Genomic DNA, 26,427 nt, shown 5'->3' on the forward strand with positions numbered 1-26,427 from the left:
TCAGATCCCCATTCCCGCCGACGCCCCGATCCCCATCGTCGCACGATGCCGCCCGATCGGGACGATGAGCGGCCCTCCGGACACGGGGTCGGCGACGACGCGGGAGTCGAGGGCGAAGACCTCGCGGACGAGCGCTTCGTCGAGGATCTCGGCGGGAGCGCCGTCGGCGACGATCCGCCCGTCCTTCATCGCGACGAGGACGTCGGCGTAGCGGGCGGCGAGGTTGAGATCGTGGAGGACCATGACGATCGTCGTGCCGCGCGAGGCGTTGAGGTCGACGAGGAGGTCGAGGACTTCGATCTGGTGGGCGAGGTCGAGGTAGGTCGTCGGCTCGTCGAGGAGGAGGATGTCTGTGCGCTGGGCGAGGGCCATCGCGATCCACACGCGCTGGCGCTGACCGCCGGAGAGCTCGTCGACGGCCCGGTCGGCGAGATCGGCGGTCCGCGTCGCGAGGAGGGCCTCCTCGACGATGCGCTCGTCGGCGGAGCTGCGCCTGCCGAAGATCCCCTCGTGGGGGTGGCGTCCTCGGGCGACGAGGTCGGCGACGGCGATCCCCTCGGGCGCGAGGGGGTGCTGGGGGAGCAGCCCGAGCCGTGTGGCGAGTTCACGCGTCGGGAGGGAGGAGATCTCCTCCCCGTCGAGGAGGACCGCGCCGTCGAGGGGCGGGAGGACCCGGGCTGCGGTCTTGAGGAGGGTCGATTTCCCCGAGGCGTTCGCCCCGATGATCGCGGTGATACGACCGGTGGCGATCTCGAGGTCGACGCCGTGGACGACCTCGCGGCTCCCGTATCCGGCGACGAGGGCGCGGGCAGCGAGTTCACGCGGGGTCGCCCGGTCTTCACCTCCGAGGTCGGGCGCGCGATCCTCGGGGGCGGCGAGGGCGGGGCGGCCGCCCGAGGAGGAGGGAGCGGACGGGGCGCGCAGGGCGATCATGCGAGTCCTCCTTTCCGGTTGAGGGCGATGATCTGGAGGAGGAGCGCCGGGGCTCCGATGATGCCGGTGACGACGCCGACGGGCAGGACGCTCCAGAAGAGGTGCTGCCCGGCGATGTCGGCGGCGAGGACGAGGGCGGCGCCGACGAGGCCGGATTCTATGAGGAGGGCCGAGTCGTTCGGTCCGACGAGCCGCGCCGTAATCGGTCCGGCTAGGAAGGCGACGAAGGCGATTGGCCCGGTCGTCGCGGCGGCGAAAGAGGAGAGGCCGACGACGGCGAGGAGGACGAGGAGCCTGGACCTGGGGACGTCGACACCGAGTCCGATCGCCGTGTCATCGCCGAGGCGGAGGAGTTCGAGCTCGCGTCCGAGCAGGATGAGCGGGACGCCGAGGAGGAGGAGCGCGCCGCCCAGGAGCGGCGCCTGATCCCAGGAGGCGGAGGCGAGCGAGCCCGAGAGCCAGCGCATCGCCTCGGGGAGGTCCTGAACCTTCGCACGGAGCTGGACGTAGTTCGTCACGGCGGTGAACATCGCGGAGGCGCCGATGCCGATGAGGACGATGCGGCCGCCCTGGGAGCCGTCGCGTCCGGCGAGGGCGAGGATCGCGAGGGCGACGCCGAGCCCGACGCCGAGGGCGAAGAGGTTGACGACGATGCCGGACCAGCCCCACAGGAGGATCGCGACGACGGCCGCGGCGCTCGAGCCGCTCGTCACGCCGATGACGTCGGGGCTCGCAAGTTGGTTGCGGAGCATCGTCTGGGAGGCGCGCCCGCCGATGCCGAGGGCGGCTCCGGCGAGGAGGGCGATGAGGACGCGCGGGAGTCGCAGCTCCCCGATCGCGAAGGCGGCTCCCGGGGCGTCACGCCCTGTGAGAACGGCGAAGACCTCCGTGACCGCGTACCAGCGGTCGCCCCAGGCCAGGTCGACGGCGGCGAGGACGAGGAGGGCGATGAGGAGCGCAGTGCCGACTCGGCGGCGGCGCGCCTCGCGGCGGGCGCGTCCGGCGCGGATGGAGTCGGCGAGGGGCGCGGGCGCCTCGTCCGGCGCGTCCTGCGCTCCGGTACGGGCCTCGAGGACTGCGGCGTTCATCGGGCGACCGCCTTCGCGCGGCGGACGACGAGGACGAGGATCGGCGCTCCGATGAAAGCGGTGATGACTCCGACCGGGATCTCCGAGGGGGCGATGAGGATGCGCCCGGCGACATCGGCGAAGAGGAGGAGGGCGGCGCCGCCGAGCGCGGACAGGCCGAGGAGGGGGAGGTGACGGGCCCCGGTGAAGGGGCGCAACGCGTGGGGGACCATGAGTCCGACGAAGGAGATCGGTCCTGCGAGGGCGGTGACGGAGGCGGCGAGGAGGACGGCGGCGAAGCCGGCTCCGGCCTTCGTCGCGCCGACGCGGACGCCGAGCCCAGTCGCGGCCTCATCGCCGAGTGCCAGGAGGTCGAGCGGGCGGGCCAGGAGGAGGACGAGGAAGGCCCCGAGGACGAGGAGGGGCGCGATCGTCATGATCGCGGACCATGTCCCGCGTCCAAGGGATCCGACCTGCCAGAAGCGGAAGGCCTCGAGTCCTTGGGCGCGCGGCAGCATGATCGCCGAGACGAGGGAGGACATCGCAGCCGAGGTCGCGACTCCGGCGAGCGCGAGGGAGAGCGGAGTGGAGCCGCCCGGCCCGATCGTGCTGATCGCATGGACGAGGAGGGCAGCGAGCAGGCCTCCGAGGAGGGCGAGGAGCAGGTAGTCCGAGAGGCGGTGGGCGCCGAGGAAGGCGATGCCGATGACGACGGCGAGCGCGGATCCGGAGTTCACGCCGAGGACGCCCGGGTCGGCGATGGGATTGCGCGTGAGCGATTGGAGGAGCGCTCCGGACACGGCGAGGGCGGCGCCGACGAGGAGGGCGATGACGGTCCGGGGGATCCGCTCGCGGACGGCGAGGGCGCCGATCTCCTGAGAGGTTCCGGTAATGCCGGCGAGGATTTCGTCGGGCCTCACCGCTCTCGCGCCGAAGGCGAGGGAAGCAGCGGCGCCGAGGAGGACGAGGCCGAGGCCGAGCGCCGCGAGGGCGCCGACCCCGATGCGGTTTCGGCGCGAATGCGCCATGCCTGAAGGCGCCCCGGTCGCGGGCACCGCGTTCCTCGCACGCGGCGACGCGCCGCGTGCGAGGAACGCTGTCGGACGGGAGGAGGTCACGCGAGCTTGCCCGCGGCTTCGGCGATCTTCGCGACGTAGTCGTCGATGCCCCACGGGATCGAGAGCGGCCCGGGGTTCGTCGAGGCGGCGAAGGAGGAGTTGCCGACGAAGACGACGGCGCCCTTCGCGATGGCGGGGATCTTCCCGATGAGGGGGTCGGCCTGGTAGGTCGCGAGGTCGGACTCCTCGCCGTACATGACGATAAGGTCGACGTCGGACAGGGCGTCGGCGTTCTCGGCGGAGACCTGGACGTAGAAGGAGCTCGGATCGGCCTCGGAGGCGCTCTTCACGGACCCGGGGACAGCGAGGCCGAGGTCGGCGAGGAAGGCCGTGCGCGGGTCGGTGGTCGTGTAGTAGCCGATCTGGGAGAGGTCGCTCGTCGATCCGTAGAAGAAGGCGGCCGACTTGCCCTTGATCTCGGGGTGCGCTGCAAGCGCACGGGAGATCCGCTCCTCGAGTCCGTTCACGAGAGTCTCGCCTTCGGCGGCCTTGTTCATGCCGGCTGCGTCCATGCGGATGAAGTCGCGCCAAGGGGTGCCCCAGGCGACGCTCGGGTAGGCGATGGTCGGCGCGATCTTCGTCAGGGTGTCGTAGTCCTCCTGGGTGAGGCCGGAGTAGGCGGCGAGGATGATGTCGGGGTCGGTCGCGGCGACGGCTTCGAAGTCGATCCCGTCGGTCTCGTCGAAGAGGACGGGGGCACCGCCGAGTTCGTCGACCTTCTCCTTCGTCCAGGCCAGCATGCCGGATCCGTCCTCGACGCCCCAGGTCTGGGCGGCGAAGCCGACGGGGACGACGCCGAGGGCGAGGGCGACGTCCTGGTTCGCCCAGCCGATGGTCGCGACTCGCTCGACCTTCTGCGGGACGACGGTCTCGCCGAATGCGTGCTCGATGACTGCCGCGCCGGTACCGGGGGCCGCGGATTCGGCGCCCGCGGATTCGGAGGCCCCGGAGGAGCATGCTCCGAGGAGCCCGACGACGAGGGCGGCTCCGGCGGCCGCGATGAGACGATGACGTCGCATATCGATCCTTTTCCTAAGGAAAGCTGAAATTACGTCAGACAAGGCTAGCCTAATTTCTTCGACCGCGACATTCGACGATCATCCTGCGACCTCGGCACCCCCGCCCCCTTACATGGAGCGGAGGGGGCGCCGGAGTCCGAAAGTCCGAGGGACATCCGTCTCCGACGCCCCTCCGCTCCGGAGCAGACGAGTCGATTCAGGCGAGGGGCTGGACGGACGCCCACTCGGCGAGCGGCACGCGGCGCCCCGTGAAGAAGGGGGTGTCGACGCGGACGTGGAGGCGCGCCTCCGTGTAGCGCTGTGCGTGCAGAACGCCCTCGAGCCTGTCGAGGGAATCGGCCTCGAAGGCGAGGATCCACTCGTAGTCGCTCATGCCGAAGCTCGACAGGGTCGAGCCCTTGACATCGGGGTACTGGGAGAAGCCGTTGCGGCCGTGCTCGGACATGATCCGCGAGCGCTCCTCGGCGGGCAGGAGGTACCAGTCGTAGGAGCGGACGAAGGGGTAGACGGTGATCCAGTCGCGGGGCGCGACTCCCGCGAAGCAGGCGGGGACGTGGCCGCGGTTGAACTCCGCGGGCGTGTGCTGGCCCATGACGGACCAGATCGGGTCGAGGTAGTCGCCCAGCGGCGAGGCGAGCAACGCCCGGTAGGCCTTCTGGATCGCCGCCGGATCGTCCGAGAGCCACCACACGAGGAGGTCGGCGTCGGCGCGGAAGCCCGCGATGTCATAGGTCCCGCGCAGCTCGACGCCCTCGACCTCGATCGCCGCCAGGGTGTCGGCGACGAGGGCGGAGCGCTCGGCCTCATCGGAGGGGAGGGGGACGGCGGTGGCGAATACGGAGGTGAGGCCGTAGTGGAAGCCGTTGTTGATCGCGTCGATGTCGACGTTCTCGGCGTCGCGCGGATCGTGGACGTAGTTGCCCATGGTGTACTCCTTCGTCGGTTGGGGTGATTCGTGGTGGGACGGACGCCGCCCGCCCGCGGTCAGCGCTGCGCCTCGCGGGCGCGGTGCGGATGACGCGGGGGCGGCTCCCCGTTCTTCGGCGCGGCGGGACCTGCGACGACGGGGATCCCCGTGTCAAGGCCCGCGATCATCCGGCATGAGTGGGGACCGCATTCTTCGTGCCAGGGCCCGGATTCGAGGGCGCAAGGGCGTTCGGGGTCTTCGCCCCTGGCCCTCGCGGCCCTTTCGCACACGAGGTCGACGAGGGAGGCGATGAGGGCCGGGTGCGTCCCCGCGGTTCCGGCTCTCACGTAGTCGATGCCGAGGCCTTCCGCCGTTTCAGCGGCCTCGGTGTCGAGGTCGTAGACGACTTCCATGTGGTCGGAGACGAATCCGATGGGGGCGCAGCACACGGAGGCCACTCCCTCGTCTTTCAGTTCGGCGAGCCGATCGTTCACGTCGGGTTCGAGCCAGCGCGCCTGCGGCGGGCCCGAGCGCGAGCAGTAGGCCAGTTCTGCACGGATGATTCCGCGCTCGACTCCGAGGGCGTCTTCGACGCGGGGGACGAGGACTTCGGCGAGGGCGAGGTGCTGGGCGATGTAGTCGGATCCGGGCCTTTCAGGGTCGCCCGACCCTTCTTGCATGGCGACGGGGATGGAGTGGGTGACGAGGAGGAGGCGGGTCTCTTCCGCTTTGCGACCTTGTTCTTCGAGTCGCCTGTAGGCGGTTGCGATCCTGTCGACCTGGGCCTGAAGAAAGCCCGGAGAATCGTAGAAGGTCCGGGTCTTATCGACCGTGACGCCGTCCGCGTCCTCACCGAGGCCGGCGAGAGCCGCTGCGACGTCTTCACGGTACTGGCGGCATCCCGAGTAGGAGGCGTAGGCGGAGGTGGGGAGCATGAGGATCCGCTTCGCGCCCGAGGCGACGAGCTCGGCGAGCGCTTCGGAGATGAAGGGGTGCCAGTTCCGGTTGCCCAGGACGACGGGGAGTTCGGCCCCGCGGGCTGCGAGTTCTGCGCGGAGGGCCTCAATCAGGCGTTCGTTGCAGGCGTTGATCGGGCTGACGCCGCCGAAGCGGGCGTAGTGCCCGGACACTTCGAGGAGGCGCTCGTCGGGGATGCCCTTGCCGCGGGTCGCGTTGCGCATGAAGGGCAGGACGTCCTCGGGGCCGTTGGGGCCGCCGTAGGAGACGAGGAGGAGGGCGTCGTAGGGGTGCGCGGGATTCATCGTCCGTTCCCTCCGATTCCGAGGACGAGGTCGATTCCTTCGAGGTAGCCCGCGGCGTTGCCGTCGGCGACGGCTGCGCGGGCCCGGCGGCAGGGGACGTCGAGGAGGCGGGCGGCGAAGTGGCGGAGGGCTCGGGCGGCGCGTTCGCGTTCCGCGGGCGCGAGGTGGGCGAGGGCGGCGGTCTCCTCTTCGAGGACGGCGTCGACCCGGGCGCGCAGTTCCACGACGGCCGCGTCGACGCCGTGCCCTTCGGATTCGTGGGCGAAGTCGCGCACCGCGCGCGCCACGATCCGCTCCGCGGCCTCGAGCTCGGCGCGTTCGACCTCGGGAAGGCGCTTCGCGACGGCGTCGAGGTCGATGCGGCGGATCCCTTCGGGGAGGGTTTCAGCGGGTGCGACGTCGGGGCGCAGGGCGAGGTCGAGGATGACGAGCCGACGCCCCCGCCGGGCGCTCATGGCTTCGTCGAGGTCCGCAGCGGAGAGCACGGGCTGTCCGTTGCCCCGGCAGGCGAGGACGAGGTCGGCTCCGATGAGGGCCTCCGGCAGCTCGTGAGCGCCGACGGGCCGCGTGCCGTGGCCCTCGGAGAATGCTTCGGCGCGTCCGGAGGCGGAGTGGACGCGGATGTCGGCGACCCCGCGGTCGCGCAGGGCCGCGACGGATGCGCCCGCGTATGAGCCCGTGCCGATGAGGACGGCGCTCAGTCCGCGCAGCGGGCCGAGGGACTCCTCGGCGATGGCGAGGGCGACCTCGACGATCGAGCGGCCCCTGCCGGCCAGGCCGGTCGCGGCGGCGACTCTGCGCGAGACGGCGGAGGCGGATTGCACGAGCCGCGAGAGGGAGGGCGTGAGGCGCCCTTTCCGCCCCGCCTCGTCGGCGGCCCTGCGCACTTGGCCGACGATCTCGCGTTCGCCGACGACCATCGAGTCGAGTCCGCAGGCGACGCGGAAGAGGTGTTCGGCGGCGTCGACGCCGCTGAGGGCGCGCACGCCCGGAAGGTCATCGGCGAGGGCGGCGGGGAAGGATTCGGAATCGACGAGGATTTCGACGCGGTTGCAGGTCGACAGGAGGATCGCCCCGTCGAGGGCCCCTTCGGCGAGATGCGCGTCGAGGATCGCGGGTACGGCGACGGAGGCCGCAGCGACGTCGTTGAGGCCGCGATTCGAATGACTCGCAGAAAGGAGGTGAATTCCCATGACGGCGCAATCAAACCATATTCTTCGAAATGGGGCACAATTCTCAGAGGAGTTCGGGGAACGCTGTTTTTCTGACACTCCGACAGGAAATGCCCTGCCCTCGGGAATCGCACTTTCCTGACGGGACGACAGAAAATCATGTCTCTTAGAATTCAATGCAAGGACCCCCGGAAGGAAATGCATTCCATGGCTTCGAGCACACGGTCGACGCGGGGCGAGGCCCTCCTCGGCTCCCCCTTCCTGCGCGCCCTGCGGGGCGAGCGCCCTGAGGTCACCCCCGTCTGGTTCATGCGCCAGGCCGGCCGCTCCCTGCCCGAGTACCGGGAGCTCCGGGCGCGCTCGGGGGCGCCGATGCTCCAGGCCTGCCTCGATCCCGGGCTCGTCGCCGAGGCGACCCTCCAGCCCGTGAGGCGCCACGGCGTCGACGCCGCGGTCTTCTACTCCGACATCATGGTCCCCCTGCTCCTCGCGGGGGTCGATGTCGAGATCGCCTCCGGGATCGGCCCGGTCATCGACCGTCCGATCCGCACCCGCTCCGACGTCGAGCGCCTCATCGATCCGGGCGCCCGCCTCGACGCCCGCCCCGGCCTGGAGGCGATCCGCGAGGCCGTCGCCCTGACGGTCGAAAAGCTCGGGAGCACTCCGCTCATCGCCTTCGGCGGGGCGCCCTTCACCCTCGCCTGCTACCTCATCGACGGCGGCCCCTCCCGGGACCGCCTCGAAGCGCGCCGGTTCATGCGCTCCGACCCCCGGTCATGGGAGCTGCTCCTCGACTGGTGCGCGCGCGTCACCGGCGGATTCATCGCCGAACAGGTGGCGGCGGGCGCCTCGGCCGCACAGCTCTTCGACTCCTGGGTCGGCGTCCTCTCCGAACGCGACTACCGGGAATCGGCGCTCCCCCACTCCGCCCTCGCCCTCGACATCGCCCGCTCTGCGATCAGCCCCTCCACCGGCGCGCGCGCGCCGCTCATCCACTTCGGGACGGGCACGCCCCACCTGCTGCGCGCGATGCGCGAGGCGGGGGCCGACGCGATCGGCGTGGACGAGCGGATCGGCCTCGATGAGGCGAACACCCTGCTCGGCGGCGCACTCCCCCTTCAGGGCAACCTCGACCCGGCCTGTCTGGCCGCACCTCGCGAGATCCGCGAGCGCGCGGTCGACGAGGTCCTGCGACGCGGTCTTCACGCGCCCGCCCACGTCTTCAATCTCGCGCACGGCGTTCCCGCCGACACGGACCCCGAGGTCCTCACGCGGATCGTCGAGCAGGTGCACTCCCGATGAGCAGCCCCCTTGACGCTTCAGCCGACCGGCATTTCGACGCGATCGTCATCGGCGGCGGGATCGCGGGACTCGCCGCCGCTTGGGAGTTCACGAGGGCGGGCCTGCGCCCCCTGGTCCTCGAAGCCCGCGGCTACCTCGGCGGTCAGATCGCCGCCCTCGACATCGCGGGAACGCGCATCGATATCGGCGCGGAGTCCTTCGCCCCGCGCGGGACGGCCGTGTCGTCGATGGCCGCTGAGCTCGGCCTCGAGGTCGTCGCCCCCGAGGGCGGTCGCGCTTCCCTCTTCCTCCCGCCGCTCGATCCTTCCGGGGACGCCCCCTGGGCGCTCCACCCCTTCCCGCCGGCCTCCCTCATGGGCATCCCCTCCGACCCGGGCCTGCCCGCAGTCGCGGCGATCCTCGGGGACGAGGGCGCGAAGCGGGCGCAGGAGGACCGCCGCCTCCCGGCGGATGCCGGGGGGGAGCGCCCCGATCTCGCCTCCTTCGTCGAGGCGCGCATGGGACGGGCCGTGGTCGATCGCCTGGTCCGCCCCATCGTCGCGGGCATCCATTCCGCCGATCCGGCGGACCTCGATGCCGACCGGGTCGTTCCCGGGCTCCGGGCCGCCACCCTCGCGGCCGGGAGCCTGTCCGCCGCAGTCGAGGAGATCCTCGCCCGTTCCCCGGGTCCGCGCGGGGACGTGGGGATCCGCGGCGGCATGGGGGCGCTCGTCGAGGGGCTGCGAGAGGCGATCCTTCGCGCCGGAGGGGCGGTGCTCACCCGCACGGGGGCCCGCACCTTGAGCCGCACGGGGGAGGGGTGGCGCGTGGAGGCGGCACCCGTCCGTCCGTCCGCAGCGCCGTGGGCCGAGCCCGTTCCCGCGGGGGAGCCCGTCGAGCTGCGCGCCCGGCGGATCGTCCTCGCGGCGGCCCCGGCCGCCGCGCGCAGACTCCTGGCCGCCCTCGTCCCCGAAGCGGAATCGCTGGATTCGCCCAGGGGCGCGCCGATCGTCCGCTCCTTCCTCGCCGTGCGCGCCCCCGGACTCGACGACGCGCCCGTCGGCCCGGGCCTCCTCGTCTCCCCGGACGCCGAGTGCCCGGTGCGGGCGAAGGCGCTCTCGCAGCTCGATGTGAAATGGCCGTGGGTCGCCGAGGCCCTGCGGGCCGCTCACGGTCCCGGGGCCCACCTGCTGCGCCTGTCCCACGGGCGACCGGGGGACGAGGACCGCGAGCCCGCTCTGGAAGAGCTGCTCGACGAGGCCTTAGCGCTCACCGGGGTTCGGATCGGCGGCGAGTGCGTCCTCGCGCACCGGGTGATCCACTGGAACGGGACGCTCGCACAGGCGGCCCCTGCGCTCCGCGAGCGCATCGACGCCGTCCGCGGGGCCGCCGAGGCGATGGAAGGGCTGGCGGTGACGGGGGCCTGGGTCGCCGGGAGCGGGGTGTCGGCGGTCGTGGCCGATGCGCGTTCGAGGGCGGTGCGCCTTCTCGGCGAGTGAACGCCCGCATTCGGACGGCGAAGAACTCGATGGGTTGAAATGCCCTTCCGGCTCCTTCTCGAGCCCGCGCCGAAATATTCTGACGCAGCGTCCTTAAATTCTCGCCGAGGTGCGTGAAATTGAATTCCCCGCACCCCGGGGGGCTATTCTGCCAGGGTGATCCATGACGAAACCGGAATGCGCTTGAGACTCGGCACCCGCGGCTCCGCCCTCGCCCTCGCGCAATCGGGGATGATCGCCCGGCGAGTCGAAGAAGCGGGACGAGCCCGCGGACTCGCCCTCGAGGTGGAACTCGTCAGGATCACGACGAAGGGCGACATCGACCGCTCCCCGCTCGTCGCCCTCGGCGGGACGGGCGTCTTCGTCGCCCGCCTGCGCGAGGCCCTGGCGAAGGGTGAATGCGAGCTCGCGGTCCACTCCTGCAAGGACCTCCCCTCCGGCGAGGTCGAGGGCCTCACCCTCGCGGCCCTGCCGACGCGCGAGGACCCCCGCGACGCGCTCTGCTCGCGCACCGGCGCGACTCTCGCCCAGCTCCCGGCCGGCGCGCGCGTCGGCACCGGCTCTCCGCGGCGCAGCGCCGCGATTCTCGCTGCGCGCCCCGACCTCGAGCTCGTCGACATCCGCGGGAACGTCCCCACCCGGCTGGCGCGCCTGGACGAGGACCTCGACGCCGTGGTCCTGGCCGTCGCGGGCCTCAAGCGCCTTGGCCTTGCGGATCGGATCTCGCAGGTCCTCGATGCGCGCGAGGTCGTGCCGGCTCCGGCGCAGGGGGCCCTCGCGATCGAGACCCGCTCCGACGCGGACCCGGTCCTCCTCGAAGTGCTCACCGCCCTCGACGATCCGGCGACCCGCCTCGCCGTCACCGCCGAGCGCGCCCTCATGAACTCCCTCGGAGCCGGATGCGCGGCCCCGGTCGGGGCTCTCGCCCGGATGGAGGGGGAGAGCCTCGTCCTCGAGTCCTCGGTGCGTTCCGCCGATGGGCGCCGGGGGCTGCGACTGAGCGAGACGATCCGACTCGCCGCATCGGAAGGGCTCGGCGGCCGGGTCGAGGCCGCGCGCGGCCTCGGCGTCCGCCTCGCCCGCGCCCTCATCGACGCCGGGGCCGCGGGGATCACCGATCTGCACGCCTCGAAGTCTCCTCATCCCTCCCCTCACGCGGGTCCCGGCCCCGCCGCCGCGGCGAGCGATGCTCCGGGCGGGACTTCATTCGGGGCCGCTCGATGACGCCCGCCCCTCGCGTCCTGCTCACGCGCGCCCACTCGCCCTCGACCCCCGACTCCTTCGGACTCTCGATCGAAGCCCTCGGGGTCGAGGTCGTGCCGGCCCCGCTCACGCGCACCCGCGTCGACGAGGAGGAGCGGCGCCGGGCGCTGCACGATCTCGCGGGGATCAAGGCCCTCGGCCCCCTTGCCGGCCGCCCCGGGGCCCCCGAGGCCTGGATCCTCCTCACCTCGCCCCGGACGATCCGGGTCCTCGCGGGGGATGCGCCCGAATCCCTCGGGCGCATCCTCGGGGCCGCCCGCGAGTGCGGCGCCCGAATCGGGGCGGTCGGCGAGGCGACGGCCCGCGCGGTGAGCGGGCTCGGAATCGAATGCGACCTCATCGGACGCGGGACCGGCGCCGACCTCGCCCGAGCGCTCGGGCGGCCCGGACCCGGATCAGCCGCCCGGGGCGCGCCTGCGAAGATCCTCCTGCCGCGTTCGGCCTCGGGGGATTCGTCCCTTGTGGCCGTGCTCGCGCAAGCGGGCTGGCGGGTAGTCGAACGCCCGATCTACGACACCCTCCCCCTCGACGGCGCGCCGGATGACCGCGTGCGCGCCGCCTGGGCCGATCCCGGTCTTCTCGCAGCCGTCATCACGGCGCCCTCCTCCCTGCGCGCCCTCCTCCGCCTGCTCGGGCCCGCCCGGCGCGGCCTCCCCCTCGTCGCCCTCGGCCGGACCAGCGCCGCCGCCTGCGCCGAGCTCGCCCCCGAGTCGCCCCTCTTCACAGCGGGCGCGCCGACCCCGAACGCCGTCGCCGACGCGCTCTCCGCCCTGCTCCCCGCCCGCCGCAACACCCGATCCGAGGAACGCCGATGACCGCCTTCCCCCGCGTCCGCCCCCGCCGCCTGCGCACGACCCCCGCGATGCGCGGGCTCGTCCGCGAGACCCGACTCGATCCCGGCCAGCTCATCGCGCCCGTCTTCGTCCGCGAGGACATCGCCGCGCCCGTTCCCATCTCCTCGATGCCCGGCCAGTTCCAGTTCGACCTGGACTCGCTGCGCCGCTACGCCGCGCGCTGCGCCGAGGCCGGCCTGGGAGGCATCGATCTCTTCGGCGTTCCCGGAACCCGAGATGCGACGGGCTCGGCGGCCCTCGCCGCCGAAGGGATCCTCAATCGCGGGATCGCGGCCGTGCGCGAGGAGGTCGGCGACGCGCTCGTCGTCATCGCCGACACCTGCCTCGATGAGTTCACCGACCACGGGCACTGCGGCGTCCTCGACGAGGAGGGCCGGGTCGACAACGACGCGACCCTGGAGCTCTACGCCCAGATGGCGCTCGCGCAGGCGAGGGCGGGCACGCACATGGTCTCGCCCTCGGGGATGATGGACGGCCAGGTCGGAGTGATCCGCGACGCCCTGGACGCGGAGGGATTCGAGGAGGTCGCGATCCTCGCCTACTCCGCGAAGTACGCTTCCGCCTTCTACGGGCCCTTCCGCGAGGCGGTCGCCTCGACCCTGCGCGGTGATCGGCGCAGCTACCAGCAGGATCCGGCGAACCTGCGCGAGGGCGTGCGCGAGGCGCTGCTCGACGTCGAGGAGGGCGCCGACATCGTCATGGTCAAGCCCGCGCTGTCCTCGCTCGACGTCATCGCCGCGGTCGCCGCGGTCAGTCCCGTGCCGGTCGCCGCCTACCAGGTGTCCGGCGAGTACGCGATGGTCGAGGCGGCGGCAGAGCGGGGGTGGATCGCCCGGGAGGCCGTCATCGAGGAGACGCTCACCGCGATCCGGCGCGCCGGAGCCGACCTCATCCTCAGCTACTGGGCGCTCGAAGTCGCCGAGGGCCGCCTCTCAACCCCCTGACCCCCTCCCCATCGAAGTCATCACCTTTCCCCATCGAAGTCATCACGTTCCTTCATCGAGGGGATCTCCTCTCGCCACCATCCACCCCCCGCCGCCCCTCGAAGGCACGCCCCGCCCTCGTCCCCGACCAGCCCCTCATCTCTGGAGTCCCCATGACACTCAACGACGAACTCTTCGCCCGCGCCGCCCGGATCATCCCCGGAGGCGTCGACTCGCCAGTCCGCGCCTACGGATCGGTGGGAGGCGCGCCCCGCTTCATCGCATCGGCGGCGGGGGCCCGCTTCACCGACGCGACCGGACGCGAGTACGTCGACCTCGTGTGCTCCTGGGGACCGGCCCTCCTCGGGCACTCCCATCCCGAGGTCGTCGCCGCCGTCCAAGACGCCGCCGGACGCGGACTCTCCTTCGGGGCGCCGACCGAGACCGAGACCCTCCTCGCCGAAGAAGTCCGCCGTCGAGTGCCCGCCGCCGAGAAGGTCCGCTTCGTCTCGACGGGCACCGAGGCGACGATGACCGCGATCCGCCTCGCACGAGGCGCGACCGGCCGCGAGCTCGTCGTGAAGTTCGCGGGGTGCTACCACGGGCACTCCGACGGGCTCCTGGCCGCCGCGGGCTCCGGGGTCGCGACCGGCGGCCTGCCGGGGTCCGCGGGAGTTCCCGCCCCGATCGCGGGCTGCACCCTCGTCCTGCCCTACGGGGACGAGGCCGCCCTCGAGGAGTGCTTCGCCTCGCGCGGAGACGAAATCGCGGCCGTCATCTGCGAAGCGGCGCCCGCGAACATGGGCGTCGTCGACCCGGGACCCTTCAACGCCGCCATCCGCCGCCTGACCGGCTCGCACGGGGCGCTCATGATCCTCGACGAGGTCCTCACGGGCTTCCGCGTCGGCCCCGGCGGCTGGTGGGGCCTGCGCTCGCCCGGCGAAGGCGCGTGGACCCCGGATCTCTTCACCTTCGGCAAGGTCGTCGGCGGAGGGATGCCCCTCGCCGCGATCGGCGGACGGACGCAGATCATGGACCTCCTCGCCCCGCTGGGGCCCGTCTACCAGGCGGGCACGCTCTCCGGGAACCCCTTGGCGACTGCGGCGGGCCTGGCGACTTTGCGCCTCGCGGACGAGGGCGTGTACGCGCGCGTCGATTCAGCGGCGGGAACGGTCGCCGGAATCGTCCACTCGGCCCTCGAGGCCGAGGGCGTCCCCCACTCGATCCAGCGCGCGGGGAGCCTCTTCTCCGTCGCATTCGGGCCCGCCGCGACCACTGCCCCGCTGCGCAACTACGAGGAGATGCAGGCGCAGGAGACCTGGCGTCACGCCCCCTTCTTCCACGCCTTCCTCGATGCGGGCGTCGCGCTGCCCCCCTCCCTGTTCGAGGCGTGGTTCGTCTCCGCAGCCCATGGGGAGAAGGAGTTCGAGGCCATCGCAGCGGCGGCCCCCGCGGCGGCGAGGGCGGCGGCGAGGGCGGTGCCCTCGGTTTGATGGGAGTGTGCGGGCGGTGTCCGCGGTCTGCGTGAAGGCGCGGTGCCCTGGCTTCGGGAATTCGAAGGGGCCGACGCGCTGACGGGCGCGGGCCCGGGCCCGCGCGCAAGGGGAACGATCACCTGAGACATCACCGGAACGATCACCCGGGACATCAACACCCCGAACATGAAAGAAGTCCCAGGACATTGCCGGAACAATGTCCTGGGACATCCCATGGCGGAGACGGCGGGATTTGAACCCGCGAGGGGCTATGCACCCCTACCTCCTTAGCAGGGAGGCGCACTCGACCGGACTATGCGACGTCTCCAGTGGGGCCAACTCTACGGCACGAGCGGCGCTCGTCCAAAGACGACACCGCCCGCACCGCGAGATGACTGGCGGAGGGCGAGGGATTCGAACCCCCGGTGCCATTGCTGACACAGCGGTTTTCAAGACCGCCACCTTCGGCCGCTCGGTCAGCCCTCCGGACCCGACGATCCTACCCGACGATCCGCCAGAACGGCGAAGCGGCGGAGGACCCGATCACCGCCTCGAGAAGAAGTTCCAGGACTTCTTGTCCGAGGGCGCCTCCTCCGGCTTGTCGAGCAGGCCCCGGGACAGGGCCGCCGCGTACGGCGGCCACAGCGGCACCCGGACCGCGAGCATCGCCTGAACCGCGTGGTAGACGTCCCAGCGAGACGACTTGGAGGCGACGACCTGCTCATTGCGCGGGCCGAGACGGCGGATCCACCGGCCCGGCTGGGTGATGAGGTAGTCGTTCACGTAGTCGAGGAAGGAGCGGTAGCAGTGCTCGAAGTGCTCGACCTCCCCCGGCTGCGCGCCGTCATCCAGGTGAGCCCGCCGCAGGGCGACCGTGGCGCTGATGCCCTCGCAGACGACCCACTGCTGATGCTCGTCCTCTCCGACCACCGGATTGCCCGAAGCGTCAATGACCGTCGCGAAACCGGGCTCGCCCTCGTAGCGCCGCCACCCGTCGACTCGGCTCCGCTCGAAGAGCTCGAGGGCGAGCTCGTCGAGGAACTCGGGCTGCGGACGCCCCAGGGAGCGCAGGCCGGCCCGGATCTGCAGGGCGATGCGCGTCCATTGAAGGGCATGGCCGGTCACGAAGCCGTGGTACACGCGGCGGCCGTCCAACAGCCCCTCGGGTTCGCCGTTCAAGGGGGCCCACGCGCCGTCGTAGTACTCGGGGAGGCGCCAGTCGTGCTGCGAGGCCGTCGCATGGGCGAAACGCGCCATCACTTCGGCCCGCTCGATCCACACGGGGTCGGTCGTCGCCTCCGCCGCCGCGAGATAGGCCTCCGCCGTGTGGAGGAGCGTCCCGTTCGTCCGGACGGGCACGACGTTCTCGAAGGCCTCGTCGTACTGGTCGCGGACCAGTCCGTTGTCTTCGATCCAATGGCGCTCCTGGTCGTGAAGGACCTCGTTGAGCAGCTCGTGGGCGCCGGAACGGTTCGCGACGGTCGCCGCCGACAGGCCGAGGATCACGTAGGCCATGTGGTACTGCGACTTCACACGGCCCTCCTCGTCCCAGGGGACGCCGCGCCCCTCCTCATCCGGTTCGGGCTTGATCGACACCCACATGCCGCCGTTCACCGGATCCCGGAAGTAGCGGCTCATCGAGTTGAGCGCATGATCGGCGTAGCGGCGGGTCCCGGGCAGTCCCATGAGGACGCCGAGGGAGAAGATGTAGAGCATGCGCGCAGTCACGGCGAGGTCGATGGAGCGCGTCGGGTCGGGCTCGCCCTCGTTCGTGAGATGGGCGAAGCCCGTGGGCACGATCGCCCCCTCGGCTTCTGTGATGAGCGCCTGCATCTGCGTCGACAGCCACCTGTTGTGCTCGACGGAGTCAAACCAGCCCACGAAGGCCTCCTGGAGTTGCGTCAAGGGATCGCGACGGTGCGACCCGGCAGACACAAGCCTAACGGGTGAGACGGACCACTCGCGTCGCCTTCGGAGGATTCACGCAGGTCCGAGGGCGCAGCAGCGCCCTCGTCATCCGCCTGTCGGGAAGGGCTCCCCAGAATCGGCCCCTCGATGCCACACTTGTCACCATGCATGAACGAGCCGGCACCGTCGCCCTGACCGAAGACCTCATCGACGTCGACGAGGTCGTATCCGCCTATTACGACATCGAACCCGACCCCACCGTCATCGACCAGCGGGTCGCCTTCGGAACCTCGGGCCACCGCGGCTCCTCATTGGACGCGAAGTTCAACGAGGGCCACATCGTCGCCATCACGAAGGCCATCGTCGAGTACCGCGCCGAGCAGGGCTACGACGGCCCGCTCTACATCGGCCGGGATACCCACGCCCTGTCCGAACCGGCGTGGCGCACGGCCCTCGAGGTCCTCGCCGCCGCCGGCGTCACCGTGAAGATCGACTCGCGCAACTCCTACACGCCGACTCCGGCCGTATCGGTGGCGATCCTCGGGGCGAACGGCGCCCCCGGGGCCCTGCGCACCGACGGCCCCGGCCTCGCCGACGGCATCGTCGTCACGCCCTCGCACAACCCGCCTCGCGACGGCGGCTTCAAGTACAACCCGCCTCACGGCGGACCGGCCGACACGGATGCGACCGGTTGGATCGCCGCCCGCGCGAACGAGATCCTCGAAGAGGGCTGGCGCAAGGTCCCACGCATCATCGGCCCCTCACTCTTCGACGACCCGCACCTGGAGAAGTTCGACTATCTGCGCTTCTACGTCGACCAGCTCGACCAGGTGATCGACATCGACGCGATCCGCGAGGCGGGGGTGCGCATCGGCGCCGATCCGCTCGGCGGCGCCTCCGTCGACTACTGGGCGGCGATCGCCGAGCGTTACGGCCTCGACCTCACGGTCGTCAACCCGAATGTCGACCCGGCCTGGGCCTTCATGACCCTGGACTGGGACGGCAAGATTCGCATGGACTGCTCCTCGCCCTACGCGATGGCGTCCCTGCGCGAGGTGATGACCCCGAACGGGGCCGGTGAGACCCCCTACGACATCGCCACCGGCAATGACGCGGATTCGGACCGCCACGGGATCGTCACGCCCGACGGCCTCATGAACCCGAACCACTACCTCGCCGTCGCGATCGACTACCTCTTCCAGCACCGCCCGGGCTGGAAGTCGGACGCGGCCGTCGGCAAGACCCTCGTGTCCTCGGCGCTCATCGACCGTGTCGTCGCCGCGATGGGCCGCAGGCTCATCGAGGTGCCGGTCGGCTTCAAGTACTTCGTGCCCGGCCTGCTCGACGGCTCGCTCGGCTTCGGCGGCGAGGAGTCCGCAGGAGCCTCCTTCCTCCGCAAGGACGGGACCGTGTGGTCGACCGACAAGGACGGCATCATCCTCGCCCTCCTCGCCTCCGAGATCCTGGCCGTGACGGGCAAGACGCCCTCGCAGCTCCACGCCGAGCTCGTCGAGCGCCACGGCGCCTCCGCCTATGCGCGCATCGACGCGGCGGCGAACCGCGAGGAGAAGGCGAAGCTCGCGGCCCTGGCGCCCGAGGACGTGGCCGCGACCGAGCTCGCCGGTGATGCGATCACGGCGAAGCTCGTGGCCGCCCCCGGCAACGGCGCCCCGATCGGCGGACTCAAGGTGACGACCGAATCGGCCTGGTTCGCGGCCCGCCCCTCGGGCACCGAGGACGTGTACAAGATCTACGCGGAGTCCTTCAAGGGCGCCGAGCACCTCGCCGAGGTTCAGGAGGCCGCGAAGGCCCTCGTCTCCGACGCGCTCGGCTGATCCGCTCATCGAGTTCGTCCCCGCTTCTCGGACCGGATGGCCCGGGAGGCGGGGACGTCTTCGCCTGGTCGCCGACGTCACAATCCGGGGACGCGCCGGTGACGATCCGCCTCCCCGGCACCGCGGTGGGGCGGGGGATCGACATTGATCCCCCGCCCCACCGTCCGTCATAGGACGCTCAGCGCTCCTTCGGGTCCGCCGATCCGTCCTCCCGCCCCCTCGAAGCGCGGAGGGCGACCGCGCGGAACATCAACAAGGCGCAGCCGAGCAGACCGGCGCTTCCGACCGCGTTGAACACCGGGAGCCAGTCGCTGCCCTGATAGGACAGGTAGACGGCGATGAAGTTCGCAATGACGCCGACGACCGCGACGGCGATCAGCATCCAATCCAGGGGGCGCAGAACAGTTCTCATATCCCCTCCTATTGAGCCCAGCAAATCGGTATCCCCGTCGGATTGACGAAGATTTGAATCCCCGTTCCCCACGAGTTGCACAAAGCGTAAAGCGAGCTATGCACCACGAGGGCTCCAGCTATCACGCCCGAAACAACCGGTCCAGCTCCGGTCCACGAAGCGATCATTCCCGCGACTCCCGCGACTCCCGCACCCAGCGCCAAGGCATTACTCAACGCAGAGGCTTGACAACTATTGAGAAACACCGTCGGCCAGAATGTACGCCAGCCGGTACGTCCCACACATGCAGCAGTAGCAGAAACGGTCAACAGGTCACGTGGTCAGGGGTCAGATTCCGCATTGCATCTCTTTGCGCCAGTAACGCTTGTGAGCCATGTTCCCCAAGCCCAGCGTAATATGCGACCGCGAACTCTGAAAGGAATGCTTGATTTAAAACAGGATCTTCGCGAGCCGCAAGATAGTCAAATTTAACACCATCGAAATACAATTTCAGTTCAGCAAACTGCCTTTCTTCCCATTCACTTAACTGCGAAATTCTGTCGGGAGGTCAAATCTCTTGCGCCACCGCAGCACTCGTCCCCACACACACCAAGAAGAAAGCTAGGAAAGATGTCAAAATGCGACGCACTAAGACACGATACAACGCACACCCCTTTCACCCTGCGCTATGCACCACAAACAGCGACTGAGGCTAACCTAACAAGCCGAATAGACGATTTCAATAGCCACTTTATGACAAGTTGTCAAATATTCCGCCCCTTCAGAAGGAGCCCTGCGTAGATCACGAAATTCTGTCGATTCCGATTCGATGATTCATGCTGTTCACAAATGAGGGTGTAGCGACTGGTTGAGCTGGGTAGCGCAGGGAACGGCGGTACGCCGGTTGGTACATGAGGCGTTCGGATGTCGCCCCACTATCTTGCCGGTCACTGTGCGCCGCTACCGAGGTGGCAAATGTAGGCACATGTCGTACCAGGACACTACCCGAACGACCGAGCCGTCCTCGAAGCTGACCCGGGACGCGTTGCGGTGGCTCCTTACCGCGATCGTGGTTCAACACCTCACGGTGGCTCGGGTCGCCGAAGGCCTCCTCGTGAACGGTGCCGCTTGATCGAGCGGGGCAGGTGAGCAGCTGCACCCGGCGAGGGCGAGCTCGGTTCGAAGCCCACCCGCAGGCTAGCCCGCTTCGCGAGAGCGGATCAATGCATTCGCGCACGATCGGCCCCCTACCCGCTAACCGCCACCAGAGGCCGCCGGTAGGATCGACTGGTGCTCTCCCCCTACCTCGACGTCCTTCGGATCAACGGCTCTTGGCGCTTCTCCCTCGCCGGATTGATCCTGCGCCTGCCGATGTCGATGATCGGGATCTCGATCATCCTCCTCATCAAGGCGACCTACGGGAACTACTCGCTCGCGGGCCTCGTGTCGGCGCTGAACATCATCGCGACCGCCCTGTGCGCCCCGACGATCGCCCGATACGTTGATCGCCTGGGGCAGCGCAGGGTCATGCTCCCCCTCCTCATGATCGGGATCGGGGCGAACGCCGCCTTCCTCCTCAGCGCCATCGCGCACGCCTCCCCCGTCCTCGTGGCGATCTTCTCCATCGTCGCGGGCGCCGCGTGGGGCGCCCCCGGCGCCTTCGTGCGCGCGCGTTGGGCGAACGCCTTGAAGGAGCGTCCGAAGGACCTGACGACCGCCTACGCCTTCGAGTCCGCGATCGATGAGCTCGTCTACATCGTCGGCCCCGTCCTGTCGACGGTGCTCGGCACGGCCTTCCACCCGGGCGTCGGCTTCGTCCTCATCTGCCTGTTCCTCACCGTCGGCGGCCTCTGGTTCTTCTCCCAGCGCTCCTCCGAACCCGCGCCGAGGCCGAGGTCCGAGGACGTGAGTCACCGCTCGGTCCTGCGCAATCCCGCCGTGATCGTCATGGTCCTGACCTATATCGCGATGGGCTCCATGTTCGGGGCGAACGACGTGGCGGTCGTCGAGTTCGCGGCCGCCCTCGGCGCCTCGTCCATGTCGGGGGTGCTCCTCGCCTTCTTCTCGGTCGGTTCCCTGGTCGCGGGACTGTGGTACGGCTCTCGCATGTGGACGCAGCCCCTGTGGAGGCTCTTCGCCTACGGGGTCATCCTCCTGGCCATCGGCACTTCGACCTACCTCCTGGCCCATTCGCTCCTCGTCATGGCGATCGTCATGACGCTGACGGGGATCGCGTGCGCGCCGACGATGACGAACGTCAATACGATCATCGCGAGGGTCGTCGACGCCGATCGTCTCACCGAGGGCCTCACCTGGGTCGGCACCTCCCTCAACATCGGCCTGTCCCTCGGTTCGGCGGCGGCGGGCCCGGCGATCGACGCGGGCGGCGCCCACGGCGGCTACCTCGTCATGGTGGGGGCGGCCTGGACGATGGTGGTGATCATGATCCTCGGCCTGGTCCCCCTGCGCCGCGCCGTATCGCTCCTGCACCCCCGGGACGGCGAGCAGACGCGCGACGAGGGGCGATCCTCGTCGAAGTCCCCCTCCGCGGGCCCCGTCGGAGACGATCACCGCTGAGCCCCGGCCCCGCCTCGGTCAAGAATCGGGCACAATGTGCATGTCCCCGCACAGGAGAGGCCGATGTTCGCCGAACCCCTCATCGACGACGAATCCTCGTCGTTGCTCCTCACCCTCACTTCATCATTCGGTGAGGCGGGCTCGCGCGCACTCGCGCGCGCACTCGGCGATTGGGGCTTCCATCCGGGCATCGTCGGTTTCGGCGGTCACGGCTCGACCCGCCGGGCGCGGGTCCTGGGCCGCGTCATCATGGAGCGGAGTCAGGATCAGCGGTCGTGGCTGGCGCAGCGTCGCGGATGGCGCCAGTTCTTCGACGCGCAGGTCCCGCGCCAGCCGGTCCTCGTCACGGTCGGGCGGCAGAGGCGCATCGCTTTCGCCGATCGCGGCGGGTACGTCGATCTGACTCTGTCCGATCACGGCCTCGGTGCCGGATGGCACAGCGCGTGGATGCAGGTCCTTCACGAATCGGACGTGCGCGCCCTCGGCCTGCACGAGGGGGATTCCCTGTCGTCGACCGCTCCGGCGCTTCAGGGACGAGGGCGGGGCGGTTTCTCCCAGGGGAGGATCCGCGCGGGCCGGCCCGTCTCCGTGGCTCTTCGGATCATCGGCGAGGACGAGGCCTTCGGAGTGGTGTCGGATATCGACGACACGGTGATGGTGACGATGCTCCCCCGCCTCTTCGCGGCGGCCAAGCACTCCTTCGTCGACCGGGTCTCCTCGCGCGAAGCGGTGCCCGGGATGTCGGAGTTCCTCACCAGGGCAGCGGGTGTCAAGGGGGCCCTTCCGGGCCTCCATGCGCCCGTGATCTACCTGTCGACCGGCGCGTGGAACGTGGTCCCCGCCCTTCGGGACTTCCTCAACCGCCTGGGGTATCCCCTCGGCGGGTTCCTCATGACGGATTTCGGGCCGTCGAACACGGGCTGGTTCCGTTCGGGCCCCGAGCACAAGCGCCGCGAGCTGCGTCGCCTCGCCCGCATGTTCCCCACGGTGAAGTGGCTCCTCGTCGGCGATGACGGGCAGCGCGACCCGGAGATCTACGCCGAGTTCGCTCGTTCCTTCCCCGCGAATGTCGCGGGCATCGCGATCCGCTCGCTGTCGGAGATCGAGCAGTTCATGTCGCACGGCACCTTCGAGGCGCTCGTGCCGGACGCCCTGTGGACGGTGCCGCAGTCGATCCCCGTGTGGTTCGGCTCCGACGGCGAGTCGCTCCTGCGCGGTTTCGACGAGGGCGGTATCCGCAGCGCTCGTCGGAGCCCATCGCGTTCGGAGCGGTGAAAGGGGCCCGGCCTCACTCCTCCGACTGGGCCGCCGCTTCGCCCGACTGGGCGCCCGATTGCGCGCCCGACTGGGCCGACTGCGGGGCTTCGAGGGCGGCGAGGGCCTCGTTGGAGAGGGGAAGGCATCCGGCGGGGGCCTTGAAGGCGGCTTTCGACTCGGAGATCCTGTGAAGCTCATCGGGCGAGACTGCCGGGTCGTAGAAGGTCCCCAGGAGCACGGTCACGGTCCTGTCGGTGGATTCGGTGAGGACGACCTTCGACTTCGGGAAGAAGCGGGCCACCGTGTACGCGTCGACGACCGCCGCGGGTCCGGCGTTGATCTCCGCCGTCCCCGAATACTCCGGTGTCGCGTTCCCGGCTTCGAGCGGCGAGTATCCGATGTTGGTGAGCATCGTCGAGGCGGTCAATGCGAGGCCCTGCCGGCTCGCCGTGTTGAGGACCTGGACCTTGACGGACTCCGGGCTCACGGGAGTCGCCCCTTCGGGCGGGCAGGGGACCAACCCGGCGCTCGCGTACTTGATCGGCTTGGAGAAGCCGTTGCCGAAGGGGACCGGCAGAAGGCCGGTGAGGACGAGTCCGCTCACGAGGGCGAGGGCCGCCATGATCGCGGTCGTGATCGCGAAGGTGAGCGTCTGCTTGCGTTGGCGCTCCTTGAGGAAGCGCTGTCGCGGGGTGAGAGCCGGCATCTGGGAGGTCACCCCAACAAAGGTACTCGACGAACGGGGGCGGCGGGGTCGAACGCTCATGCCGGGCGGAATTCGAAGCGCTCGAATCCCAGGGATTCGCATTCCCGCGCGAGCGCCCGCACCTGCTCGTCCCAGCCCATCGTCGAGGCTTCGAAGCCCTTCGGAGCACCGAGTTCCCGCGCCTGCTGCAGGGCGAAGGCGCGCGCTCCGGCTGCTCTGGCGGCGCGCGCGACCCTGAGTCCGTCCTTCGGCCCGTCCGGGTAGACGGTGAGGCGGACTTCGTGGTCGACCTCGGGGCGGGCGAGGAGGATGCGCAGGGACTCCCAGGCCTTCTCGCCCGAGCCCCGGCGCCCGGCCACGGCCTCGTAGTGCTCGGGCAGCGCCTTGATGTCGATGCCGACCCAGTCGACGAGGCCGCCCTCGAGAATCGATTCCAGTCTGCCCGGATACGGGCCGGCCGTGTGGAGGCCGACCTCGAACCCGAGCTCGCGGACCCGTCTCATCGCGGGGAGGAGGGCGTGCTGGCGCGTCGCCTCGCCGCCGGAGAAGACGACGCCGTCGAGCAGGCCGCGACGGCGCGAAAGCAGGTCCTCGAGGGCGCTCCACGCGACGACGCCGGGGATCCTCGGGTCGAGGATCGCCGAGTTCTGGCAGTAGGGGCAGGCCCACGGGCACCCCTGGGCGAACACGGAGGCGACGAACTTGCCCGGCCAATCGACCGTCGACATGGGGACGATGCCGGCGATCTGGAGGTCGTCCGGTGAGAACCCCGCGGCCCCGCGTCCGCCCTCGTCCATGTCAGCGGGCGTCGACCGGCGGGAAGGCGGAGACGAGCTCGCCGTGGCGCGCGGCCGCGTCCTCGGAGAACATCTGGCGCTCGGCGTACTCGCCCTTCTTGCCGATGTTGAAGGAGTGGACGGGCCGGAAGTAGCCCATGACGCGGGTCCACACCTCGCATGCGACGGGCTCGCGATCCGGGTGGGCCTCGGCGCACTTGTCGCAGGTGAAGTGCTCGCCCGCGAGGTAGCCGTGGACCGGGCAGATCGAGAAGGTCGGGGTGATCGTGATGTAGGGGACCTTGAAGGCGGTGAGGGAGCGGCGGACCATCTCCTTGCACGCCTGGCCCGAGCTCATCTTCTCGCCCATGTAGAGGTGGAGGACCGTGCCGCCCGTGTACTTGCCCTGGAGGACCTCCTGGTCCTCGAGGGCCTGGAAGGGGTCCTCCGTGTAGGAGACGGGCAGCTGCGAGGAGTTCGTGTAGTACGGCTGCTCGGGGGTGCCGGCCTGGATGATGCCGGGGAAGCGCTTCTTGTCCTCCTTGGCGAAGCGGTAGGTCGTCCCCTCGGCGGGGGTGGCCTCGAGGTTGTACATGTGGCCGGTCGCCTCTTGGCGTTCGACCATGCGGTCGCGGACGTGATCGAGGATCCGCACGCACATGTCGAAGCCGCGCGCATCGGTGATGTCGTACTCGTCGCCGGAGAAGTTGCGGACCATCTCGTTCATGCCGTTGACGCCGATGGTCGAGAAGTGGTTGTCGAGGTGGCCGAGGTAGCGCTTCGAGTAGGGGAAGAGTCCGCGGTCCATGTGGAAGCGGATGGTCTCGCGCTTGCGCTCCAGGGAGTCGGAGGCGATGTCGATGAGGCGGTCGAGTTCGGCGACGAGGGCGTCCTCGTCGCCTGCGAAGCGGTAGCCGAGGCGCGCCATGTTCATCGTGACGACGCCGATCGAGCCGGTGAGCTCGGCGGATCCGAAGAGGCCGTTGCCGCGTTTGAGCAGCTCGCGCAGATCGAGCTGGAGGCGGCAGCACATCGAGCGGATCATGTGCGGGTCGAGGTCGGAGTTGATGAAGTTCTGGAAGTAGGGCAGGCCGTACTTCGCGGTCATCGTGAAGAGGCGGTCGGCGTTCTCGGTGTTCCAGTCGAAGTCGGGGGTGATGTTGTAGGTCGGGATCGGGAAGGTGAAGACGCGGCCGTCCGCGTCGCCGCCCGTCATGACCTCGATGAAGGCCCGGTTGATGAGGTCCATCTCGTGCTGGAGTTCGCCGTAGGTGAAGTCGCAGACCTCATCGGCGATGAGCGGGTACTCCTCGCGCAGGTCGTCCGGGCAGGTCCAGTCGAAGGTGAGGTTCGTGAAGGGGCACTGGCTGCCCCAGCGGGAGGGGACGTTGAGGTTGTAGATGAGCTCTTGCATGCACTGGACGATCTCCTCGTACTCCATGTCGTCCAGGCGCACGAAGGGGGCCATGTAGGTGTCGAAGGAGGAGAAGGCCTGGGCGCCGGCCCATTCGTTCTGGAGGGTGCCGAGGAAGTTGACGATCTGGCCGCAGGCGGAGGAGAAGTGGGCGGGCGGGGCGGACGCGATCGCGCCGGTCACGCCGTTGAAGCCTTCCTGGATGAGGCGCTTGAGGCTCCATCCGGCGCAGTAGCCCGCGAACATGTCGAGGTCGTGGACGTGGATGTCGCCGCTGCGGTGGGCCTCGCCGATCTCGGGGGTGTAGATCTGCTCGAGCCAGTAGTTCGCGATGATCTTGCCCGCGGAGTTGAGGATGAGCCCGCCGAGGGAGTAGCCCTGGTTCGCGTTCGCGTTGACGCGCCAGTCGGATCGGTCGAGGTACTCCTCGACGGTGCCGATCGCGTCCACGTCGTAGCGTGCGGAGCGGTTCTGAACGGCCTCATCCATTGTTGTCACCTCTCGGGTCGAATGCGAGCGCCTGCAACGCGCATCCGCGGGAACGGCCGACGCGAGGGCGCCGCCGACCCCGGAGGGGGTGTGCGGGAAGGCTTCCGTATGAGTCGCGCCCGGGGCACTACATGTCGTGCTCGAGGCGAACGGGTACCACTGTATCTAGTGCCATCGGAGAATGCGAGGAGCCCGACTCGCGACACGCCGGAGCTCCTCGCTCAGGGGTGCCACAAGCCCGAACAACGGGGACTTCGGTCCCGATCCCCCGGGTCCGATGAGGCCGCGCCGCACGCGCGAA

21 protein-coding genes, 2 tRNA genes and 1 pseudogene are annotated in these 26,427 nt (G+C 70.0%); 10 read left to right on the forward strand and 14 right to left on the reverse strand.

Annotated features, from left to right (window positions below):
• The 7 genes from HD592_RS11345 to HD592_RS11375 form a co-directional block, all read right to left on the reverse strand.
• Complete coding sequence (locus HD592_RS11345; protein WP_184454214.1) at positions 1 to 933, reverse strand: ABC transporter ATP-binding protein; 933 nt, start codon at positions 931 to 933, stop codon at positions 1 to 3.
• The gene (locus HD592_RS11350) at positions 930 to 2,021 is read right to left on the reverse strand and encodes a FecCD family ABC transporter permease (RefSeq protein WP_184454216.1); all 1,092 of its coding nucleotides are present in this window, start codon (positions 2,019 to 2,021) and stop codon (positions 930 to 932) included. The genes HD592_RS11345 and HD592_RS11350 overlap by 4 nt, the downstream gene beginning before the upstream one ends.
• Positions 2,018 to 3,028, reverse strand: coding sequence for a FecCD family ABC transporter permease (locus tag HD592_RS11355; RefSeq protein ID WP_184454685.1), 1,011 nt, complete (start codon positions 3,026 to 3,028; stop codon positions 2,018 to 2,020). The genes HD592_RS11350 and HD592_RS11355 overlap by 4 nt, the downstream gene beginning before the upstream one ends.
• Before the next feature lie 86 nt (positions 3,029 to 3,114).
• Positions 3,115 to 4,137, reverse strand: a complete 1,023-nt coding sequence (locus HD592_RS11360; RefSeq protein ID WP_184454218.1) for an iron-siderophore ABC transporter substrate-binding protein — start codon at positions 4,135 to 4,137, stop codon at positions 3,115 to 3,117.
• Positions 4,138 to 4,333: 196 nt separating this feature from the next.
• Positions 4,334 to 5,062, reverse strand: a complete 729-nt coding sequence (gene hemQ / locus HD592_RS11365) for a hydrogen peroxide-dependent heme synthase (protein ID WP_184454220.1) — start codon at positions 5,060 to 5,062, stop codon at positions 4,334 to 4,336.
• 59 nt (positions 5,063 to 5,121) lie between these two features.
• A complete protein-coding gene (locus tag HD592_RS11370; protein ID WP_184454222.1) occupies positions 5,122 to 6,306 on the reverse strand; it encodes a ferrochelatase in 1,185 nt (394 codons plus the stop codon).
• Positions 6,303 to 7,499, reverse strand: a complete 1,197-nt coding sequence (locus HD592_RS11375) for a glutamyl-tRNA reductase (protein WP_184454224.1) — start codon at positions 7,497 to 7,499, stop codon at positions 6,303 to 6,305. Before HD592_RS11375 ends, HD592_RS11370 begins: the two co-directional genes overlap by 4 nt.
• A 186-nt stretch (positions 7,500 to 7,685) precedes the next feature.
• Here HD592_RS11375 and hemE point away from each other — a divergent pair, with 186 nt between their 5' ends.
• The 6 genes from hemE to hemL all read left to right on the forward strand — a co-directional run bounded on the left by hemE (position 7,686) and on the right by hemL (position 14,791).
• Positions 7,686 to 8,780 carry a uroporphyrinogen decarboxylase gene (gene hemE / locus HD592_RS11380; RefSeq protein ID WP_221437887.1) on the forward strand — a complete coding sequence of 365 codons (1,095 nt, stop codon included), beginning with the start codon at positions 7,686 to 7,688 and terminating at the stop codon, positions 8,778 to 8,780.
• The gene (locus tag HD592_RS11385; RefSeq protein ID WP_184454228.1) at positions 8,777 to 10,258 is read left to right on the forward strand and encodes a protoporphyrinogen/coproporphyrinogen oxidase; all 1,482 of its coding nucleotides are present in this window, start codon (positions 8,777 to 8,779) and stop codon (positions 10,256 to 10,258) included. The genes hemE and HD592_RS11385 overlap by 4 nt, the downstream gene beginning before the upstream one ends.
• 177 nt (positions 10,259 to 10,435) lie before the next feature.
• The gene (gene hemC, locus HD592_RS11390) at positions 10,436 to 11,482 is read left to right on the forward strand and encodes a hydroxymethylbilane synthase (protein WP_184454687.1); all 1,047 of its coding nucleotides are present in this window, start codon (positions 10,436 to 10,438) and stop codon (positions 11,480 to 11,482) included.
• The gene (locus HD592_RS11395; protein ID WP_184454231.1) at positions 11,479 to 12,336 is read left to right on the forward strand and encodes a uroporphyrinogen-III synthase; all 858 of its coding nucleotides are present in this window, start codon (positions 11,479 to 11,481) and stop codon (positions 12,334 to 12,336) included. Before hemC ends, HD592_RS11395 begins: the two co-directional genes overlap by 4 nt.
• Positions 12,333 to 13,319 (forward strand): porphobilinogen synthase, encoded by a 987-nt coding sequence (hemB, locus tag HD592_RS11400; protein ID WP_184454233.1) that lies wholly within the window; start codon positions 12,333 to 12,335, stop codon positions 13,317 to 13,319. The genes HD592_RS11395 and hemB overlap by 4 nt, the downstream gene beginning before the upstream one ends.
• Positions 13,320 to 13,471: 152 nt before the next feature.
• On the forward strand, positions 13,472 to 14,791 hold the full coding sequence (hemL, locus tag HD592_RS11405; protein ID WP_184454235.1) for a glutamate-1-semialdehyde 2,1-aminomutase: 1,320 nt from the start codon (positions 13,472 to 13,474) through the stop codon (positions 14,789 to 14,791).
• A 217-nt stretch (positions 14,792 to 15,008) separates the two neighbouring features.
• Here the strand turns inward: hemL and HD592_RS11410 are convergent.
• The 3 genes from HD592_RS11410 to HD592_RS11420 all read right to left on the reverse strand — a co-directional run bounded on the left by HD592_RS11410 (position 15,009) and on the right by HD592_RS11420 (position 16,654).
• Positions 15,009 to 15,101, reverse strand: a tRNA-Ser gene (locus HD592_RS11410).
• Between the two features lie 68 nt (positions 15,102 to 15,169).
• Positions 15,170 to 15,259, reverse strand: a tRNA-Ser gene (locus HD592_RS11415).
• Between the two features lie 57 nt (positions 15,260 to 15,316).
• A complete protein-coding gene (locus HD592_RS11420; protein ID WP_184454237.1) occupies positions 15,317 to 16,654 on the reverse strand; it encodes an AGE family epimerase/isomerase in 1,338 nt (445 codons plus the stop codon).
• Positions 16,655 to 16,845: 191 nt separating this feature from the next.
• On the opposite strand from HD592_RS11420, the gene pgm reads away from it, so the two are divergent.
• Positions 16,846 to 18,516 carry a phosphoglucomutase (alpha-D-glucose-1,6-bisphosphate-dependent) gene (gene pgm, locus HD592_RS11425; protein WP_184454238.1) on the forward strand — a complete coding sequence of 557 codons (1,671 nt, stop codon included), beginning with the start codon at positions 16,846 to 16,848 and terminating at the stop codon, positions 18,514 to 18,516.
• A gap of 178 nt (positions 18,517 to 18,694) precedes the next feature.
• Here the strand turns inward: pgm and HD592_RS11430 are convergent, their stop codons facing one another.
• On the reverse strand, positions 18,695 to 18,928 hold the full coding sequence (locus HD592_RS11430; protein WP_184454240.1) for a hypothetical protein: 234 nt from the start codon (positions 18,926 to 18,928) through the stop codon (positions 18,695 to 18,697).
• An 868-nt stretch (positions 18,929 to 19,796) separates the two neighbouring features.
• On the opposite strand from HD592_RS11430, the pseudogene HD592_RS12270 reads away from it, so the two are divergent.
• The 3 genes and pseudogenes from HD592_RS12270 to HD592_RS11440 form a co-directional block, all read left to right on the forward strand.
• A pseudogene (locus HD592_RS12270) lies at positions 19,797 to 20,024 on the forward strand (ISL3 family transposase); the annotation flags it as partial.
• Between the two features lie 173 nt (positions 20,025 to 20,197).
• The gene (locus HD592_RS11435; protein ID WP_184454242.1) at positions 20,198 to 21,484 is read left to right on the forward strand and encodes an MFS transporter; all 1,287 of its coding nucleotides are present in this window, start codon (positions 20,198 to 20,200) and stop codon (positions 21,482 to 21,484) included.
• A gap of 63 nt (positions 21,485 to 21,547) precedes the next feature.
• Positions 21,548 to 22,759, forward strand: coding sequence for an App1 family protein phosphatidate phosphatase (locus HD592_RS11440; RefSeq protein ID WP_184454244.1), 1,212 nt, complete (start codon positions 21,548 to 21,550; stop codon positions 22,757 to 22,759).
• Between the two features lie 13 nt (positions 22,760 to 22,772).
• Here the strand turns inward: HD592_RS11440 and HD592_RS11445 are convergent, their stop codons facing one another.
• From HD592_RS11445 to HD592_RS11455, 3 genes are read right to left on the reverse strand one after another with little or no spacing between them, the layout of a single operon-like run.
• Entirely contained in the window at positions 22,773 to 23,459 is a 687-nt protein-coding gene (locus tag HD592_RS11445; protein WP_343058809.1) for a LytR C-terminal domain-containing protein, read from the reverse strand.
• Positions 23,460 to 23,503: 44 nt separating this feature from the next.
• Positions 23,504 to 24,244: an anaerobic ribonucleoside-triphosphate reductase activating protein gene (locus HD592_RS11450; RefSeq protein WP_184454245.1), complete on the reverse strand. Its 741-nt coding sequence runs from the start codon at positions 24,242 to 24,244 to the stop codon at positions 23,504 to 23,506.
• Position 24,245: 1 nt separating this feature from the next.
• Positions 24,246 to 26,126, reverse strand: coding sequence for a ribonucleoside triphosphate reductase (locus HD592_RS11455; protein ID WP_184454247.1), 1,881 nt, complete (start codon positions 26,124 to 26,126; stop codon positions 24,246 to 24,248).
• Between the last annotated feature and the right edge of the window lie 301 nt (positions 26,127 to 26,427).

Origin of the sequence: Schaalia hyovaginalis (assembly GCF_014208035.1) — a bacterium.
In the GTDB taxonomy this organism is placed as follows: domain Bacteria; phylum Actinomycetota; class Actinomycetes; order Actinomycetales; family Actinomycetaceae; genus Pauljensenia; species Pauljensenia hyovaginalis.

What these genes read in the sequence shown, in the direction of transcription:
- HD592_RS11345 (WP_184454214.1), bottom strand. Translation starts at nt 933, where the DNA reads ATGATCGCCCTGCGCGCCCCGTCCGCTCCCTCCTCCTCGGGCGGCCGC.
- HD592_RS11350 (WP_184454216.1), bottom strand. Translation starts at nt 2,021, where the DNA reads ATGAACGCCGCAGTCCTCGAGGCCCGTACCGGAGCGCAGGACGCGCCG.
- HD592_RS11355 (WP_184454685.1), bottom strand. Translation starts at nt 3,028, where the DNA reads ATGGCGCATTCGCGCCGAAACCGCATCGGGGTCGGCGCCCTCGCGGCG.
- HD592_RS11360 (WP_184454218.1), bottom strand. Translation starts at nt 4,137, where the DNA reads ATGCGACGTCATCGTCTCATCGCGGCCGCCGGAGCCGCCCTCGTCGTC.
- hemQ (WP_184454220.1), bottom strand. Translation starts at nt 5,062, where the DNA reads ATGGGCAACTACGTCCACGATCCGCGCGACGCCGAGAACGTCGACATC.
- HD592_RS11370 (WP_184454222.1), bottom strand. Translation starts at nt 6,306, where the DNA reads ATGAATCCCGCGCACCCCTACGACGCCCTCCTCCTCGTCTCCTACGGC.
- HD592_RS11375 (WP_184454224.1), bottom strand. Translation starts at nt 7,499, where the DNA reads ATGGGAATTCACCTCCTTTCTGCGAGTCATTCGAATCGCGGCCTCAAC.
- hemE (WP_221437887.1), top strand. Translation starts at nt 7,686, where the DNA reads ATGGCTTCGAGCACACGGTCGACGCGGGGCGAGGCCCTCCTCGGCTCC.
- HD592_RS11385 (WP_184454228.1), top strand. Translation starts at nt 8,777, where the DNA reads ATGAGCAGCCCCCTTGACGCTTCAGCCGACCGGCATTTCGACGCGATC.
- hemC (WP_184454687.1), top strand. Translation starts at nt 10,436, where the DNA reads ATGCGCTTGAGACTCGGCACCCGCGGCTCCGCCCTCGCCCTCGCGCAA.
- HD592_RS11395 (WP_184454231.1), top strand. Translation starts at nt 11,479, where the DNA reads ATGACGCCCGCCCCTCGCGTCCTGCTCACGCGCGCCCACTCGCCCTCG.
- hemB (WP_184454233.1), top strand. Translation starts at nt 12,333, where the DNA reads ATGACCGCCTTCCCCCGCGTCCGCCCCCGCCGCCTGCGCACGACCCCC.
- hemL (WP_184454235.1), top strand. Translation starts at nt 13,472, where the DNA reads ATGACACTCAACGACGAACTCTTCGCCCGCGCCGCCCGGATCATCCCC.
- pgm (WP_184454238.1), top strand. Translation starts at nt 16,846, where the DNA reads ATGCATGAACGAGCCGGCACCGTCGCCCTGACCGAAGACCTCATCGAC.
- HD592_RS11430 (WP_184454240.1), bottom strand. Translation starts at nt 18,928, where the DNA reads ATGAGAACTGTTCTGCGCCCCCTGGATTGGATGCTGATCGCCGTCGCG.
- HD592_RS11440 (WP_184454244.1), top strand. Translation starts at nt 21,548, where the DNA reads ATGTTCGCCGAACCCCTCATCGACGACGAATCCTCGTCGTTGCTCCTC.
- HD592_RS11450 (WP_184454245.1), bottom strand. Translation starts at nt 24,244, where the DNA reads ATGGACGAGGGCGGACGCGGGGCCGCGGGGTTCTCACCGGACGACCTC.
- HD592_RS11455 (WP_184454247.1), bottom strand. Translation starts at nt 26,126, where the DNA reads ATGGATGAGGCCGTTCAGAACCGCTCCGCACGCTACGACGTGGACGCG.